General features: G+C 63.3%; 16 protein-coding genes and 3 tRNA genes. 10 read left to right on the plus strand and 9 right to left on the minus strand.

All coding sequences use genetic code 11. The features are described from left to right. Positions 1-82: 82 nt before the first annotated feature. Positions 83-640: a cytochrome P460 family protein gene (locus tag NKF27_RS11610; protein ID WP_231498667.1), complete on the minus strand. Its 558-nt coding sequence runs from the start codon at positions 638-640 to the stop codon at positions 83-85. Between the two features lie 154 nt (positions 641-794). Further along, positions 795-1,415 (minus strand): riboflavin synthase subunit alpha, encoded by a 621-nt coding sequence (locus NKF27_RS11615; RefSeq protein WP_253551765.1) that lies wholly within the window; start codon positions 1,413-1,415, stop codon positions 795-797. Between the two features lie 415 nt (positions 1,416-1,830). On the opposite strand from NKF27_RS11615, the gene NKF27_RS11620 reads away from it, so the two are divergent. The 4 genes from NKF27_RS11620 (at position 1,831) to NKF27_RS11635 (ending at position 4,951) form a co-directional block, all read left to right on the plus strand. Further along, positions 1,831-2,874, plus strand: coding sequence for a methionine ABC transporter ATP-binding protein (locus NKF27_RS11620; protein WP_045992472.1), 1,044 nt, complete (start codon positions 1,831-1,833; stop codon positions 2,872-2,874). Then, on the plus strand, positions 2,855-3,508 hold the full coding sequence (locus tag NKF27_RS11625; RefSeq protein WP_045992473.1) for a methionine ABC transporter permease: 654 nt from the start codon (positions 2,855-2,857) through the stop codon (positions 3,506-3,508). Before NKF27_RS11620 ends, NKF27_RS11625 begins: the two co-directional genes overlap by 20 nt. A 104-nt stretch (positions 3,509-3,612) precedes the next feature. Then, positions 3,613-4,407, plus strand: a complete 795-nt coding sequence (locus NKF27_RS11630; protein ID WP_045992474.1) for a MetQ/NlpA family ABC transporter substrate-binding protein — start codon at positions 3,613-3,615, stop codon at positions 4,405-4,407. Positions 4,408-4,486: 79 nt separating this feature from the next. After that, entirely contained in the window at positions 4,487-4,951 is a 465-nt protein-coding gene (locus NKF27_RS11635) for a GAF domain-containing protein (RefSeq protein ID WP_045992475.1), read from the plus strand. A gap of 179 nt (positions 4,952-5,130) precedes the next feature. On the opposite strand, the gene NKF27_RS11640 is transcribed toward NKF27_RS11635, so the two are convergent. The 4 genes from NKF27_RS11640 to NKF27_RS11655 form a co-directional block, all read right to left on the minus strand. Beyond that, positions 5,131-5,207 (minus strand) — tRNA-Val (locus NKF27_RS11640). A 61-nt stretch (positions 5,208-5,268) separates the two neighbouring features. Continuing rightward, a tRNA-Val gene (locus tag NKF27_RS11645) sits at positions 5,269-5,345 on the minus strand. 24 nt (positions 5,346-5,369) lie between these two features. Next, positions 5,370-5,446: transfer RNA gene (locus NKF27_RS11650), tRNA-Val, on the minus strand. Between the two features lie 57 nt (positions 5,447-5,503). After that, a complete protein-coding gene (locus tag NKF27_RS11655; protein ID WP_253551767.1) occupies positions 5,504-5,764 on the minus strand; it encodes a hypothetical protein in 261 nt (86 codons plus the stop codon). A gap of 107 nt (positions 5,765-5,871) precedes the next feature. Here NKF27_RS11655 and NKF27_RS11660 point away from each other — a divergent pair, with 107 nt between their 5' ends. The 4 genes from NKF27_RS11660 to NKF27_RS11675 all read left to right on the plus strand — a co-directional run bounded on the left by NKF27_RS11660 (position 5,872) and on the right by NKF27_RS11675 (position 11,437). Continuing rightward, positions 5,872-6,630: a DeoR/GlpR family transcriptional regulator gene (locus tag NKF27_RS11660; RefSeq protein ID WP_108133093.1), complete on the plus strand. Its 759-nt coding sequence runs from the start codon at positions 5,872-5,874 to the stop codon at positions 6,628-6,630. 389 nt (positions 6,631-7,019) lie between these two features. After that, positions 7,020-8,522 (plus strand): glycerol kinase GlpK, encoded by a 1,503-nt coding sequence (gene glpK, locus NKF27_RS11665; RefSeq protein ID WP_222516522.1) that lies wholly within the window; start codon positions 7,020-7,022, stop codon positions 8,520-8,522. A 100-nt stretch (positions 8,523-8,622) separates the two neighbouring features. Further along, positions 8,623-10,251: a glycerol-3-phosphate dehydrogenase/oxidase gene (locus tag NKF27_RS11670; RefSeq protein ID WP_253551769.1), complete on the plus strand. Its 1,629-nt coding sequence runs from the start codon at positions 8,623-8,625 to the stop codon at positions 10,249-10,251. Positions 10,252-10,360: 109 nt separating this feature from the next. After that, positions 10,361-11,437: an endonuclease/exonuclease/phosphatase family protein gene (locus NKF27_RS11675; protein WP_045992479.1), complete on the plus strand. Its 1,077-nt coding sequence runs from the start codon at positions 10,361-10,363 to the stop codon at positions 11,435-11,437. A gap of 232 nt (positions 11,438-11,669) precedes the next feature. On the opposite strand, the gene NKF27_RS11680 is transcribed toward NKF27_RS11675, so the two are convergent. After that, positions 11,670-13,049 carry a lyase family protein gene (locus tag NKF27_RS11680; protein WP_253551771.1) on the minus strand — a complete coding sequence of 460 codons (1,380 nt, stop codon included), beginning with the start codon at positions 13,047-13,049 and terminating at the stop codon, positions 11,670-11,672. Between the two features lie 407 nt (positions 13,050-13,456). On the opposite strand from NKF27_RS11680, the gene NKF27_RS11685 reads away from it, so the two are divergent. Together NKF27_RS11685 and NKF27_RS11690 are read left to right on the plus strand one after the other, a co-directional pair. Then, on the plus strand, positions 13,457-13,834 hold the full coding sequence (locus NKF27_RS11685) for a phasin family protein (RefSeq protein ID WP_253556465.1): 378 nt from the start codon (positions 13,457-13,459) through the stop codon (positions 13,832-13,834). A 385-nt stretch (positions 13,835-14,219) separates the two neighbouring features. After that, positions 14,220-14,819, plus strand: a complete 600-nt coding sequence (locus NKF27_RS11690; RefSeq protein ID WP_253551773.1) for a carboxypeptidase-like regulatory domain-containing protein — start codon at positions 14,220-14,222, stop codon at positions 14,817-14,819. Between the two features lie 101 nt (positions 14,820-14,920). Here NKF27_RS11690 and hda read toward each other — a convergent pair whose 3' ends face one another. Together hda and NKF27_RS11700 are read right to left on the minus strand one after the other, a co-directional pair. Continuing rightward, a complete protein-coding gene (hda, locus tag NKF27_RS11695; protein WP_045992482.1) occupies positions 14,921-15,622 on the minus strand; it encodes a DnaA regulatory inactivator Hda in 702 nt (233 codons plus the stop codon). After that, the gene (locus NKF27_RS11700) at positions 15,619-16,713 is read right to left on the minus strand and encodes an AI-2E family transporter (protein ID WP_045992483.1); all 1,095 of its coding nucleotides are present in this window, start codon (positions 16,711-16,713) and stop codon (positions 15,619-15,621) included. Before NKF27_RS11700 ends, hda begins: the two co-directional genes overlap by 4 nt. Positions 16,714-16,865: the final 152 nt, after the last annotated feature.

The following is a 16,865-nucleotide window of genomic DNA, read 5'->3' on the forward strand; positions in this document are numbered from 1 at the left end:
TCGGCCGGGGCCAAACGCACATCGGGCGCGGTACGGCGAGTCCGCCGTACCGCGCCCGATGTCGGCGACTCTCGAAGGCGCGCTACTCTACCAGAATCGGATAGGCTTCGGTATAGATCCAGTCCTTGTCCTGGGCCGGGACATGACAGCCAAGACAGTCGGCCTTGTAGTCGGCCGAAACGTTGGTGGAAGGATCATCGGTCTTGAACAGCGCCCAACCCCAGCCATCGCCCCAACTGCCATTGCTGTCGGCAAAGCGGTCGGTGGAGTCCTTGACCATCACGAACCACTGCTTGATGGTCTCGTTCTCGTAGCTCACCCCGGCGCCGGTGGTGTAGTCGCCGGTGCTGTGTGCCCGCAACTCCTTGACCAGCACGGCGCCGTCGGGGAAGACCCCGTTCTCGCGGAAGGACGCGACGCTCTCGGGCTCGGTATAGACGTTATGGAAGCCACTGGCGTCCCCTTCGGGCACGAACCAGGAGCCCAGATGCGCCATCTCGGTGCGGAAGTTGTCCGGCAGGGAGATGGTGCCCTCGCTGTCCACCCAGGGAGACAGATCCTGGGCCACGGCAGCCGTGGCAATTCCCAACGCCGCTGCGGCGCACACGCCTGTCGCCAATGCCTTGGCTGTCATTTTCATGGTAGTCCCTCGCTGATCACGGTCGGTGCACTTAAAGGAATGTTACATCCGGTTAAGTTAGCAGCTTCTCAAGCGAGGGAGACCACCGCCGACGCCCGTCCGGGCGCTGCGGCACAAAGCTACAGCACTTGGCTGCAAAGGTACTTGTCGACGCTCAGCCCCTGGCCGCCATGACCCGCTCTACCGTCTCGACGATGGCCTGGGTCTGGGGATCGATCTCGAGATTGACCCTGTCTCCCGGGCGACGGTCGGCCAGTGTGGTACGGGCCAGCGTTTCCGGGATCAGGTCGACGCAAAAGGCCGGCCCCCGGGTATCGTTGCGCAACTCACCAATGGTCAGGCTGATGCCGTCCACGCCGATGTAGCCCTTGGCAAAGACAAAGCGCTCGAGCCCTTGCGGCAACAGGAACCACAGGCGACGGTTGCTGGGTGCCTCGTCGAGCTCCACCAGCTCCGCCTGCCCCATGACGTGACCGGACATGGCGTGCCCGCCGATCTCGTCACCGAAGCGCGCCGCCCGCTCGACGTTGACGCGATCACCGACGCTCAGACCGCCGAGATTGGTGACCCGCAGGGTTTCGCGCATCAGGTCGAAGCTGACCAGATCCCCATCGATATCGGTGACGGTCAGACAGACCCCGTTGTGGGCCACCGATGCGCCCAGCTCCAAGCCTTCACACAGGTGACGCGGCAACCGCACCAGATGGCTGCGAAAGGCCTCCGCTTCCTTGATCTCGACCACCTCGGCGGTGCCCTGAACGATACCGGTGAACATCTTTATCTCCTTGCCATCACGGGGCCTTCCCCGAACCGGCCCAGTCTAGAAGCCGCGCCTCCAAAGGTCCACGCTTGCGCTATTGTTCAGAAAACCTATCGCCAGTCACGGCGTCCGGCGGGCGGATCCACTACGACGTGGCGCCTACCTCGAAAGACCTTGCCAGCGGCTATGCGTAAACGATTGACAGGGTCCTTCGCTCGCCCTATCCTTGCCCGCTACATTTTTAGGCGCCGATTTGTACCCGGATTGCGGGCGCCCGTGCCGCGACGCTCACAAGGCGTCGGTGCATGAAGTGCAGCTAAAAGGGTGTGTCCAGCGTTGATGGCCACCCGTCAGGGTGGCCTTTTTTTATGCCTGCCCATTGCCGTTCTCTTGCCCGCCCAGGTCCCTCGGTGCCCACCCGGTAGCTGAGATGATACGACTGACCAACCTTTCCAAGACCTTTGGTGCCGGCTCACGCGCCGTCAAGGCGCTAGCCGACGTCGACCTGCACGTACCCCAGGGGCAGATTCACGGCGTCATCGGCCTGTCCGGCGCCGGCAAGTCGACGCTGATTCGCTGCGTCAACCTGCTCGAGCGGCCTACCTCCGGCACCGTGGAGGTGGATGGCCAGACGTTGACCAGCCTCTCCGGCCCCGCCCTCAATCAGGCGCGCCACCGTATCGGCATGATCTTCCAGCACTTCAACCTGCTGACCTCGCGCACGGTATTCGCCAACGTCGCTCTGCCGCTGGAACTGATGGGCGTCAAGCGCGACGAGATCACCAAGCGCGTCACGCCTCTGCTGGAGCTGGTCGGCCTGGCCGACAAGGCCCAGCAGTATCCGGCACAGCTGTCCGGCGGTCAGAAGCAGCGCGTGGCCATCGCCCGCGCCCTGGCCAGCCGTCCTCAGGTACTGCTGTGCGACGAGGCCACCTCGGCGCTGGACCCCCACACCACCGCCTCGATCCTCGAACTGCTCAAGGACATCAACCAGAAGCTCGGGTTGACCATTCTGCTGATCACCCACGAGATGGAGGTGGTCAAGTCGATCTGCCATCGCGTCAGCCTGATCTCCGGTGGCAGGCTGGTCGAGGAAGCCGATGTCGGTGACTTCTTCACCGCCCCGCGCACTCAGCTCGGCCGCGACTTCCTCAACGAATTCCTCGAACTCGAACCGCCCAGGGAGCTGATCGACCGCCTCGAGCAGACACCCGGGCCGAATTCGCATCCGGTGGTACGCCTGGCGTTTTCCGGCGACGCCGTGTCCACTCCCCTGATCTCGCGGCTGGCGCGGGAGTGCGGCGTGGACGTCAGCATTCTGCAGGCCAAGGTCGAGTCCATCCAGGAGCGAACCCTGGGCCTGATGATCGCCGAACTGATGGGGGACGCCGAGGACACCCGGCGCGCCCTCGCCTACCTGCAATCTCACGACCTGACAGTGGAGGTGCTTGGCCATGTCCAGCGCGATGTTTAACCTCATCCTCGAAGCCACCCTCGACACTCTCTATATGGTGGCGGTGTCCGGTGTGATCGCGGCCCTGGTCGGCATCCCTCTGGGCGTGCTTCTGTATGTCACTCGCCCGGGCCAGATCCTGGCCCAGCCGGTGTTGCAGTCGGTCCTCGGCATCATCACCAACATCGGCCGCTCGATCCCCTTCATCATCCTGATGGTGGCGATCATTCCGTTCACGCGCATGCTGGTGGGGTCGTCCATCGGCACCAACGCTGCCGCCGTGCCGCTGACCATCGCCGCGATTCCGTTTATCGCACGCCTGGTCGAGGGCGCACTGAACGAGATTTCTCCCGGGCTGGTGGAAGCCGCCCAGTCCATGGGCGCCACCCCGTGGCAGATCATCACCAAGGTACTGCTGCCGGAGGCCCGCGGGGGCATCTTCACCGCCCTGACCGTCACCGCGGTGACCCTGGTCAGCTACTCGGCCATGGCCGGCGCCGTGGGCGGAGGTGGTCTTGGCGACCTGGGCATTCGCTACGGCTACAACCGCTTCAATCCGACCATCATGCTGATCACCGTTGCCATCCTGGTGGTCATGGTTCAGGCCTTCCAGAGCCTGGGTGACTATCTGGTGCGCAAGAGTGACCACAAGTGACATGCACCCTGCATGGCCTTAATAACCAAATTGCATTAGCGAAAGACGTGTTATTCCATTAACATCGCCACACACGTCACACACCGTTTCGGGAGACACTGAAAATGCGCAAGACACTGCTGGGCGCCCTGGCGCTTTCCACCCTGTCACTGGCGATCAGCCAGGCCAACGCCGATGAGCACAGCCTGAAGGTGGGCACCGTCGCCGGCCCCGAGACCGACGTCATGCAGGTCGCCGCCGATCTGGCCGAGGAGCGCTATGGTCTGGAGATCGAGATCATCGAGTTCACCGACTACGTGACGCCCAACGCCGCCCTGGCCGACGGCAGCCTCGACGCCAACGCCTACCAGCACGAGCCCTACATGAACGCCATGGTCAACGACCGCGGCTACGACTTCGCCATCGCCGGGCGCACCTTCGTCTACCCGATCGGGGCCTACTCCGAGAAGTACGAGAGCATCGAGGACCTGCCCGAGGGCGCCACCATCGCGCTGCCCAACGACCCGTCCAACGAAGGCCGCTCACTGATCCTGCTCCACAACGAGGGCCTGATCACTCTGGACGACCCCGAAAATCTGGAAGCCACGCCGCTGAATATCGTGGAAAACCCCCACGACTTCGACTTCCGCGAGATCGAGGCGGCCCAGCTGCCGCGCGTACTGCCCGACGTGGATATGGCCTTCATCAACAACACCTTCGCCCAGCCGGCCGGCCTGACCCTGGACGACGCCCTGGTCAAGGAAGGCCCCGAGTCGCCCTACGTCAACATCATCGCCGTGCGCGGTGGCGACGAGGATCGCGAGGAGATCCAGCAGCTGGTCGACGCCTACCAGAGCGACGAAGTCGCCGCCAAGGCAGAAGAGCTGTTCAAGGGCGCCGCCGTTCCTGGCTGGAAGTAAGCCTGACGCGCACTCCCTCTCGAGGCCGGCCCCAGGGCCGGCCTCGCCGTTTTCACCCGCGGACACTGCCACACTCGACATGTCTTCCTACGATCTTCTCGACCGCCAGCTCACCGCCCTGCTCGACTCCGGCGACTGGCTGACCAACGCCGCCCAGACCTCGGCCTTCATCATGCAGGAAGTCCCGCGCCTCAACTGGGTCGGCTTCTATCTGCAGCGCCAGCCGCGCATGCTGTCCCTGGGCCCCTTTCAGGGCAAGCCAGCCTGCCATCCGATCCCCTTCGACAAGGGTGTCTGTGGCGCCGCCGCCCGCAGCCGCCAGACCCAACGCGTCGACGACGTCCACGCGGTCGCGGACCATATCGCCTGCGACAGCGCCTCGCGCTCCGAGCTGGTGGTACCGGTGCTCGACAAGGACGGTGAACTATGGGGCGTGCTCGACCTGGACAGCCCCGACCAGGGGCGCTTCAGCGAAGACGACCAGGCCGGCATCGAGCGCCTGGTGGCCACCTTCCGCCGCTTGAGCGGGCTCGGCGACGCCTGAACCGTCCGAACGGATGAATCGCGCCGCCCCAGAGGCGGCGCACTCACTTCAATGCCCACCCGCGGCTTGGCCACTGCGTTGATCAGGCGATGGCAGCAGTTGCCAAACACCGGCGACGGCGACGACCCTAGAAACGACAAAAGCCCCGAGGCGAGGCCGCGGGGCTTTTGTCTGTAATCTGGTAGGACCAGGCGGATTTGAACCGCCGACCTCCACGATGTCAACGTGGCGCTCTAACCAACTGAGCTATGGTCCTGAAGCAGGAAAGCGAGATGGCACGTCGCAATACGCCTTGCAATGGCACTGCGAGGTAGTGCTGGTAGGACCAGGCGGATTTGAACCGCCGACCTCCACGATGTCAACGTGGCGCTCTAACCAACTGAGCTATGGTCCTGCATCACTCGATGTGCGATCTAGCTGGTAGGACCAGGCGGATTTGAACCGCCGACCTCCACGATGTCAACGTGGCGCTCTAACCAACTGAGCTATGGTCCTACACGGCTGCCGAAACGAGGGAGTCACCACCCTCGCTGCTGACAACGGATGCGAATTCTACGCCTTCGGCAGAATTTTGCAAGCCCTTGAGTTCACCGAATGATTTTTTCCTTCGAGGGGCGCGTGCGGCGTCTCGAACGCCTTCACCGCAGCGCGATTCCACCATCGCCAAATCCGGTCGCGTTCGTTTACGATCATCGGGAATGCGTCTGGTGAAGCGAGATCCACGACAGCCTCATCGGCGTCGCCAAAGCGACGTCCTCGCCGGCAATGTACCAGGATGTTCCATTCACCAGGGCCTGCCTGTTCCAGGGCCATCGATGCACAAGGGCTTTCCATCTATCGAGGCCTTCCGTCTGTCAGGGGCCTTTCAGGCACAAGGGCTTTCCATCTTTCAAGGCCTTCCAAGCACAAGGGCAATCGGGATGAACCAGCAGCAGCGTCAGGACGCCATCATTGCACTGGTCAGTCGCCAGGGATACGCCAGCATCGAGCAGTTGACCGATCACTTCGCGGTGACCCCTCAGACCATCCGCCGCGACCTCAACACACTCGCAAGCGAAGGCCGCTTGCGCCGAGTCCACGGTGGCGCGGGCCTCGAGTCGAGCACCGTCAATACCGCCTACGCCACCCGCAAGACGCTCAACCTCGACGCCAAACGACGCATCGCCGATGCCGTGGCGCGCCAGGTGCCCCACCACGCCTCGCTGTTCATCAATATCGGCACCAGCAATGAACTGGTGGCCGAGGCACTGCTTGAGCATCAGGGCCTGGAGATCATCACCAACAACCTCAACGTGGCGTCCATCCTGCATCACAAGGAAGACTTCAAGGTGATCGTCGCCGGCGGCCAGGTCAGACCCCGTGACGGCGGGATCATCGGCGAGGCGACCATCGACTTCATCCATCAGTTCAAGGTGGACATTGGGCTGATCGGGATCAGCGGCATCGATCAGGACGGCTCCCTGCTCGAGTTCGACTATCAGGAAGTCCGCGTCGCTCAGGCGATTATCGAGAACTCACGTCAGGTGTTTCTGGCCGCCGATCACTCCAAGTTTCACCGCAACCCGGTGGTGCGCCAGGGCAACGTATCCCAACTCGACGCCCTGTTCACCGATCGTGAGCCACCGGAGGCCATCGCACGGCTACTGCAGGAACACGGGGTCGCCCTGCACCTGGCCTGATCCTGCACCTGGCCTGGCCCAGCAGCTCTGTGTCATCTTGCGAAAACATCAGGCCATCCCGATTCCTCTTCGGCCCCGTGGACGCCTTGGCGCACAAACCCAGCCGAGGCGACGTTCTTCCCCTGCTCTCCAGATGCCACGACCAAAGTGCTATCGAAAACTTTCGCGCTCTGGTTGTTCGTTCACGACCTCAACGCTACCTTTATTTTCGATAACGAACTTGTTGTGGCCTCGTACGACCATTGATCACCCGCGGCGGCGACGTTGCATAGGGGCACCCGACGTCGCTGCATCTGGCCATGTCCCTGCCGGCAGCACTAGACGGAAACCGTCTGCTCACCGAAGGTGAAGGTATCGCTCGACCACAACAACCGTCAGGACACCGGAACATGCCAACACGCTATATTCTCGCCTTTGATCAGGGCACCACCAGCTGCCGGGCCATCCTGTTCGACCAGGACACCCGCATCGTCGGCATCGCGCAGAAGGAATTCACCCAGCACTACCCCAAGCCAGGCCAGGTGGAACACGATGCCATGGAGATCTGGGGCAGCCAGATGGGAGTCGCACGAGAAGTGCTGGAAACCCAGGGCGTCAAGCCGTCCCAGGTAGCCGCCATCGGCATCACCAACCAGCGCGAGACCACCCTGATCTGGGACCGGCACACCGGCAAACCGATCCACAACGCCATCGTCTGGCAGGATCGACGCACCGCACCGCTATGCGACGAGCTCAAGGCCCAGGGGCTGGAAGCCCATATCCGCGACACCACCGGCCTGGTGGTCGACGCCTACTTCTCCGCCACCAAGATTCGCTGGATCCTCGACCAGGTGGACGGTGCCCAGCAGCGCGCCGAGGCCGGCGATCTGCTGTTTGGCACCATGGACAGCTGGCTGGTGTGGAACCTGACCCGCGGCGAACGCCACCTGACCGATGTCTCCAACGCCTCGCGCACCATGCTGTTCGACATCAAGCGGCTCGACTGGGACGACCGACTGCTCGAGGCCCTCGATATTCCCCGGGCGATGCTGCCCGAGGTCAGGCCATCCAGCGAGGTCTACGGTACCACCGCCAAGGAAATGTTCGGTGGCGCCCAGATCCCCATCGCCGGCATCGCCGGTGATCAGCAAGCCGCCCTGTTCGGCCAGGCCTGCTTCGACAAGGGCATGGTCAAGAACACCTACGGTACCGGCTGTTTTCTGCTGATGAATACCGGCGAGACCCCGGTTCCTTCGACCTCGGGTCTGCTGACCACCATCGCCTGGGGGCTCGACGGCAAGGTCACCTATGCGCTGGAAGGATCGATCTTCATCGCCGGCGCGGCGGTGCAGTGGCTGCGCGACGAACTCAAGATGATCGACTCGGCGGAAGACTCCGAATACTACGCCAGCAAGGTCGAGGATGCCGGTGGTGTCTACGTGGTCCCCGCCTTCGCCGGCCTCGGCGCTCCTTACTGGGACATGTACGCCCGTGGAGCGATCTTCGGCCTGACCCGAGGCTCCGGCAAGGAGCATATCACCCGCGCCACCCTGGACGCCCTGGCCTACCAGACGCGAGACATCATAGACGCCATGCAGAAGGACTCGGGGATCACCCTCAAGGCCCTGCGGGTCGACGGCGGCGCCGTCGCCAATAACATCATGATGCAATTCCAGGCTGACATGCTGGCGGTCGACGTCGAACGCCCCAGGGTCATCGAGAGCACCGCCCTGGGGGCGGCCTACCTGGCGGGGATCGCGGTGGGCATGTGGAACCTGCCGGAGCTCGCCACCCGGGGCGACATCGAACGCACCTTTACGCCTGCCATGGAAGACGCCGAACGGGAACGACGCTACAAGGGATGGAAAAAGGCCGTGCGACGGACCATGAACTGGGAGCGCGACGAAGAGTGAAAAGAAGGCAGTACAACGGCCCATGAACCGGGAGCGCGACGAAGACTGACCACACCGGGGCTTTACGTCCCGACTCCTTCAGGAACCGCGGGGGACATGCATGCAACTACGTGACGCCAACCTTCAGCGCCTGAAGGAGGAGCACTTCGATGTACTGATCATCGGCGCCGGCATCAACGGCGCCGCCAGCGCCGCCGCGCTGGCCGGCAAGGGCGCCCGGGTGGCCTTGATCGACCGTGGCGACTTCGCCGGCGAGACCAGTCAGCACTCGTCCAATCTGGTGTGGGGCGGCATCAAGTACATGGAAAGCTATGACTTTTCGCTGGTGCGCAAGCTATGCAAGAGCCGCAACCACCTGATCAGGAGCTTTCCGTCGACGGTCCAGGAAATTCGCTTTCTGACCACCATCGACAGGGGCTTTCGCTATCACCCTCGCATGCTCTGGGCGGGCACCTGGCTGTACTGGCTGATGGGCAACGCCTTCACCCGACTGCCGCGCTACTTGACGCCAAAAGGCATCAACCGACGCGAGCCACTGGTCGATACGCGTGCGGCGATCGGTGGCTTCGAGTACTCCGACGCCTACCTGCATGACAACGATGCCCGCTTCGTCTATAGCTTCGTACGCTCGGCGCTGGACTACGGCGCGGCGGCGGCCAACTACGTCGAGTCGCGGGGGGCACGGCGCAGTGACAACGGCTGGGTCGTTGACGCCCGGGACAACCAGAGCGGCGAGACCTTCAGCCTGCGCGCCGGAATCATCATCAATGCCACCGGCCCTTGGGTGGACGACCATAACGCCTTGAGCCGACAGACCACCGATCACCACCACGCCTATTCCAAGGGCATCCACCTGATCGTGCCACGGCTGTCCGAGCGCCAGCGGGTGCTGGCCTTCTTTGCCGACGACGGGCGGCTGTTCTTCGCCATTCCCATGGGGCCGCGCACCTGCATCGGCACCACCGACACCAAGGAAGAGCGCCCGGAGGTCGCGATCAGCGACCCCGACATCGACTTCGTGCTGGACAACATCAACAAGCGCCTGAGCCTGAAGCGCCCGCTCGACCGTTCGGACATCATCGCCACTCGCTGCGGCGTGCGCCCGCTGGCGGTCAAGGCCAACGCCGGCAATGGCCGCGACTTTCTCCAGATGTCGCGCAAGCATGCCATCGACATCAACGCCAATGAGCGCCATATCAGCATCTTTGGCGGCAAGCTCACCGACTGCCTCAACGTCGGCGAGGAGATCGTCAGAGAGGTGCAACGACTAGGCCTCGAGCTGCCACAGCCCCGCGCCCGCTGGTACGGCGAACCTTCCAACACGGACAGGCGAGAATTCCTGCACCAGGCAAGCCTGCTGGGCCTCGATGAGCGCACCCCTTCCTCGTCCAGTGAACCTCTGAGCAAGCGCCTGTGGCGTCGCTACGGCCTCAACGCCTTCGACATGCTGGAGCAGATCCGCCAGGACCCGCGACAGGGAGAGCTGTTGATCGAGGGTACCGAATACCTGCGCTGCGAGCTCGAGCACGCCGCCCGGCGAGAGATGATCACACGACTCGAGGACTTCCTGCGCCGCCGCTCCAAGATCGCCCTGGTGGTGGACACTCAGACCCTGCACGGGTCACCTGGCCTCGATGAGGCCGCCCGAATCCTGTTCGGCGACGAGGCCCAAGAACGGCTCGAGGAATACTTCGCGAGTGCCACACCGACATCGCGCGAACGGGCCTGAGGTCCTCAACGGCGCTCCTTGGCTCTATCGTTAAAGGCCGAGGACCGTTAGGCTCGTCATCATCATTGTTGCGCCGAGCCGGTGCGCCGGACCGAAAAGGGACCCCTGCATGCTCTCACTTGTCATCGATACCCTTCTGATCGCGGTGGTGACCATCGTCGCCGGCGCTACCCTGATCGCCAGGATTCCGTCCCACTGGTGGTGGCTCAGGGCCTGTGAATTCCCCCGTGTCCAGATCGGACTCATCGGGCTGTTCTGTGCTTTGGCAAGCCCGCTGGCGAGCGACTCCCTGACACTCTGGATTGCCACGGCCGGCCTGGTCGTCTTCGCCATCCAGGCTTTCTATGTACTGCCCTGGACACCGCTGTGGCCGGTGCAGGTCATGGCCGCCAAGGGCGACGCCCCGGAGCGTTGCCTGACGCTCTTGATCGCCAATGTACTCACGCCGAACCGGCGCAGCGACGACCTGCTGGAGATCATCGCCGAGCGCGACCCGGACATGGTGCTGACCCTGGAATCCGACCAATGGTGGGGCGACAAGCTCGATGCCGGCCTGGCAGACGGCTACCCCTACGCCGTGCGGGTCCCGCTGGACAACCTCTACGGCATGCACCTGTATTCCCGTCGCCCGCTGATCGACCCCGAGGTCAAGTGGCTGATCCAGGATGACATCCCCTCAATCCACTGTGAGGTGGAACTCGAAAGCGGAGATCACATCCGCTTTCGCGCCCTTCACCCCAGGCCACCGGCACCGAGCGAGAGCGAGGAATCGCTGTGGCGGGACGCGGAGCTTTCGCTGGTCGCCGAAGAGATCCACCAGAACCCGGTACCGACGCTGGTCGCCGGCGACCTCAACGACGTTGCCTGGTCACGCAGCACGCGCCTGTTCTGCCGCGTCAGCGGCATGCTGGACCTGCGGCGCGGCCGCGGCATGTTCTCGAGCTTCCACGCCGGCTATCCGTTCCTGCGCTGGCCGCTGGACCATGTCTTCGTCAGCGAGCACTTCACCCTTGCCAAGATGGATCGGCTGCGGGCCTTTGGCTCAGACCATTTCCCGATCCTTGCCACCGTCTGTTATCGCCCCTCCAGAGCCGACGAGCACGACACCCCGGACGCCGACAACGAAGAGCATCACGACGCCCGTGAAACCGTCGAGGAAGCCAGGGAGCGCGATCAGTCGAGTTGAGTTCCCGCCTTCCAGGCGATGTCCATGTCGTGGTAACAGATGTGGCGGCAAAACGTGTGGCGAAAAAGCTTGTGACGATGGACTCGCAGCAATAGAAAAGACGGGTAGCAGTAGAAAAGAAGAGCCTTGCCGTCGTGGCAAGGCTCTTCTTCTTCAATGGGCGCTATTCCAGGGCACTATTCCAAGAGGCACTATTCCAAGAGGCGCCATGTCGGCCGCGCCCTCGCCACCTCTATTCGGGAATACCGCCACGGGTCAGGGAGGCGGGATCCAGCAGGCGTTCGAGCTCATCGCGTCCGAGGTCGGTCTCCTCCTCGGCCACGTCGATGATCGGCCGACCGGCCTGGTAGGCCTTCTTGGCGATGGCCGCCGCGGCGTTATAGCCGATCACCGAATTCAATGCCGTCACCAGGATGGGATTGCGCGCCAGTGGCTCACTCAGGTTGTCCTCGCGCACCTTGAAGGTCGCGATCGCCTTGTCCGCCAGCAGCCGCGATGTCTGGCTCATCAGGGTGATCGACGTCAGCAGGTTGCTTGCCACCAATGGCAGCATCACGTTGAGCTGGAAGTTGCCGCTCTGTCCGGCCACTGTCACGGCTGTGTCCAGACCGATCACCTGAGCGGCGGCCTGGGCGGCGGATTCGGGTATCACCGGATTGACCTTGCCCGGCATGATCGAACTGCCCGGCTGCAAGGCTTCAAGCTCGATTTCGCCAAGCCCCGCCAGCGGACCGGAGTTCATCCAGCGCAGATCATTGGCGATCTTCATCACCACACACGCCAGACCCTTGAGCTGACCCGACAGTTCCACCGCTGCGTCCTGGGAGCCAAGGCTGGCAAAGAAGCTGTCATTGGGCGTCAGAGCGAGCCCGGTGCGGGCGGAGAGCTCGGCGGCCATGCGCTCGGCAAACTCGGGATGGGCGTTGATACCCGTGCCGACCGCAGTCCCCCCCTGGGCCAGCCGACACAGCCGCACCATGGCGCTGTCGAGACGCTCGATGGCCTGCCCCACCTGGCTCGACCAGCCACCGAGTTCCTGACCAAGACGCAGTGGCATGGCATCCATCAGGTGAGTGCGTCCGGTCTTGACCACGTCGTCCAGCTCTTCTGCCCTGGCGTCGATGACACCTCTGAGGTGCTCGAGCGCCGGGCGTAGCGTACCGGTAACTTCCAGCGCCGCCGACAGGTGCAGGGCGGTGGGAATGACATCGTTGCTCGACTGCCCCATGTTGACGTGGTCGTTGGGTCCGACGCTCAAGTCATCGGAGCTCGCCAGGTGGGCGATCACCTCGTTGACGTTCATGTTGCTCGAGGTGCCGGACCCGGTCTGAAACACATCGATGGGGAACTGATCATCGTGCTGACCCGCGATGATCGCGTCTGCCGCCTCGACGATGGCACGACGACGATCGTCGTCCAGCAATCCCAGGTCGCCGTTGACCACCGCCGCCGCTCGCTTGATGCGAGCAATGGCGTGGATAAAGGCTGACGGCATCGGCTGGCCCGACACCGGGAAGTTGTTGACCGCACGCTGCGTCTGGGCGCCATAGAGCGCATTGGCGGGAACCTCGAGCTCCCCCATGCTGTCGCGTTCGATACGGGTCTGCGTCATGGATCACTCCTGATCGTCAAAGGCAAAGGGTTAAGGGTACGGTCCTTCGTTTTCTCTTGAATACCATGGTGGCGAGACTTCCTGCTTGCAAGGCTTGCAGGGATCACATCGCTGTCATGTCTCCACACTAGGCTGAAGGTGATCCAGGGGCACGGTGAACTTGCACGCCGGTATCCCATCAAAGGGCGAAGAAGGCTAGATAACGGACTTTTCGTCGTTTTTTCGCTGTTTCAAGCATTCTTTGGATCCAAACCCCTTTTCCCCCGATTCTCGACCCAATCCATGTTGCGATGCACAAAACCCTCTGCTATTGTGCACTGCAACAGACGACGCAACGGCATCGACCACTGGGAATGGTCCCACGGTCATCGCCGACAAGTAGTTCGAAACCCCAGGAGGTTCACATGATGCGCACTATCGATACCAAAGCACTGTTCAACAACGAGCAAGTCGAAAACCTGTTCTTCGGCCCGGCCCGCGCTTACGCCAGCCTGACCGTCGACTTCGCCGAGAAGCTGACCAGCGCCCAGCTGGAAGCCGCCAAGGCCTACACCGAGACCGGTCTGGCCCAGGCTCGCGCCTTCACTTCCGTCAAGGACGTCGAAGGTCTGCGCTCCTACATGGAAGGCCAGCAGAAGGTCGCCAAGGACCTGACCGAGCGCCTGAAAGGCGACGCCGAGAAGGTCGTGGCCCTGCAGCAGGACTTCGTCTCCAAGAGCCAGAAGCTGGCCGAAGAGAATGTCAAGCAGGCCACCGCCACCAAGGCTACCGCCAACGCCAAGTAATCTGGCTACGGCAGACGCCTGAACGACTCAGGTCGTTCACCAAGCGGCCCCCGATTTCGATCGGGGGCCGTTTTGCGTCTGCAGGCAGCGTCGAGGCGCTGCCTTGTGACACCGCCACCAAGGCTAGCGCCAACACCAAGTAAACATGGCTGTCTCGGGCAGACGCCTCGACGACTCAGGTCGTTCACCAAGCGGCCCCCGATTTCGATCGGGGGCCGTTTTGCGTCTGCAGGCAGCGTCGAGGCCAGGCCATCAGGCAACAACGCTCGCAAGGCGGCAGACGCCTATCCGGCCACGCACACGCCACGCGTGGCAATTCCGACGCCGATTCCATAAGCTGACAGCACACAGGGCCCAACGACATTCGTTGCAAGGAGACCGCGCCATGAAGGCACCCTACCCGCTGTTGTCACGCCGATTCCGCCTGGCGGTAATCGCCATCCTCGCCTTGCTGATCACCGGCTGTCAGAGCGTCAGCACCACCGGCACGTCCCGCGCCCCGGAGGTCATCGATATCGGCGAACCCGACACCCCGATCGAACAGCCGGGCCCGAGAGACGACCAGCCCACCGCCGATCAGGCCAGGGTCCCCAGGGAAATCCCCTTCCCCGCCGACGTCTACGCCCAGCTGCCGAAGAGCGGCAGCGCCGTGCTGTCCGGCAGACTCACCCTGAACACCCCCGCAGGCCCGGTCATCGGCGGTGGCGAAACGGTATCGGTCGCACCGATTACCAAGTACTCCGCCGAGGCGGCGGCCCAGGCGCTGGCCGGCCGGGCGGTGGAACGCGCCGACCCACGGGCCCGCGAATACACCCACACCACCCGCACCGACACCAACGGCTACTTTCAGCTACGCGACCTGCCCCCCGGCGACTTCTACGTTTCGGGCACGGTGGTCGATCCGGCCAGTGGCAACCGCCAGATCGTGATCAAGGAAGTCACGCTAAGAAATGGTGGCCACAGCGAGATTCAGCTCAGCCGCTGATACCGCGTACCGATTCGACCTGGCCCTGACAACAGGACGGCGACCCATTGTGGGTCGCCGTCTTGCTTTACTGGAGAGCTTTCCTGGAGATGCCCAGACCGCTACCAGTCCAGTGCCTTCTTGACGAAGGGGATGGTCAACTTGCGCTGTGCCGACAGCGAGGCGTTGTCCAGCACCTCGAGCGAGCGAAACAGCTCACTGAGCTCGCGTGCACCACGATGCAGGATGTAGCGTGCCACCTCGTCGGGCAACTCCATGCCACGCAGGTGGGCACGCAGCTTCAACGCTTGCATGCGGTCCTCGTCGGACAGCTGCCTGAGGTGGAAGGTCATGCCCCAGGTCAGCCGTGACGCCAGGTCCGCCAGCTTGATATCGAGCTGCCGGGGCGGGCGATCCGCGGCGATCAACAATCGCTTGCCGCTGTCTCGCAGCCGGTTGAAGGCATGGAACAGCGCCTCCTCCCAGCGCTTGCGCCCCACCACTCGATCCAGATCATCGATGGCCACCAGGTCGAGACGCTCCACATCCTCGAGCATCAACGGCGGGAAGTGGCCCAGCTCCTCCAGTGGCAGATAGAGGGTTCGCAGGTCCCGCGCGGAGGCCTGGTGGCAGGCCGCCTGCAACAGGTGGCTCCGACCGACGCCGTCGCCCCCCCACAGGTACAGAAAGGGCTCGCCGTTGTCATCGAACTGATGGCTCAGGCACTCCACCAGGGTGGCGTTGGCACCCGGATGGTAGTTGTCGAAGGTCGCGTCGTCGCGCAGTCCGACGCCCAGAGGCAACTGCGCGGGGGCTCGACTCATGAGGACTCCTCGTTGGCGGCGGAGGGCTCCTTGTCGGATTCATGCTCCGCGTCATAGAGCGACGAATTCTTATACGTATCATGCAGGTAGCGCAAGATGACCATCACCATGGCCGCCACCGGCAGCGCCAGCAGCACACCGGTGAAACCGAATAGCTGGCCGCCGGCCAGCACCGCAAAGATGACCGCGACAGGATGCAGGCCAATCTTGTCCCCCAGCAGCTTCGGCTGCAGCAGGGTGCTTTCCACCAGTTGCCCGAAGCCGAACACCAGCCCCACGCCCAGCAGTACCAGCCAGTCGCCGAACTGGAAGAAGGCCACCACACCGGCCACCGAGATCCCCACGATCACGCCCAGATAGGGCACGATGCTGGCAAGTCCTGAGAGCAGCCCGATCAGCAGGCCAAAGCGAACTCCCAGCAGCGTCAGTCCGATGGCATAGATGACGCCGAGACACAGCATCACGATCAACTGGCCACGCAGGAAGGCCGCCAGCACCTCGTCGCACTCCTTGGCCAGCCGAACGGCCGTCGGCTCCCACTGACGCGGCAGCAGACGCCTGACCTTGCCCACCAGCACGTCCCAGTCCAGCAGCAGGTAGAAGGTCACCACCGGAATCAACGCCAGATTGGCCAGCCAGCCGACCAGCGCCATACCCGACCGCGACACCTGGGCCAGTACGCTGGCGGCGACGGTACCGGTTTCTTTCCAGTTTTCCAGTACTGCCTTGCGCAGTGCATCGAAGTCGGTGCTGAGATCGAGCCCGGTCAACGACTGCAGCTCCGGCAACACCGTGCTCTGAATCCAGCTTAGTACCGCCGGCAGCGCTTCCACCAGCTGCCCGATCTGCTGTCCCAGCAGCGGCACCAGCAGCAGCAGCGTCAGCCCTACCAGCAGCGTCAACAGCACAAACACGACGCAGACCGCCCATTGACGCGACAGCCCGCGCTCCTCCAGGCGATCGGCGATAGGGTCACCCAGGTACGCCAGCACCATGCTGACGAAGAAGGGCGCCAACACCGGTTCGATGCTGACGAAGAACCACAGCACAACAGCCGCCACCGCGGCGACGATCCACCACTGCTTGCTCATTCGCTTTTCCCCGAAAGAAACCACCATTCCCTGTGATGCCCGACCGATAGTGTGCCATGGCTGCGATGGCCGAAGCACAGTGCTACAATCTCCGCCCCCAACGTGCCCATTGTCTCACGTTCGTCCGCTGGTGCGCACCACGCCCGCGGGTC

Origin of the sequence: Halomonas sp. DN3, from assembly GCF_024137905.1 — a bacterium.
Taxonomy (GTDB): domain Bacteria; phylum Pseudomonadota; class Gammaproteobacteria; order Pseudomonadales; family Halomonadaceae; genus Halomonas; species Halomonas litopenaei.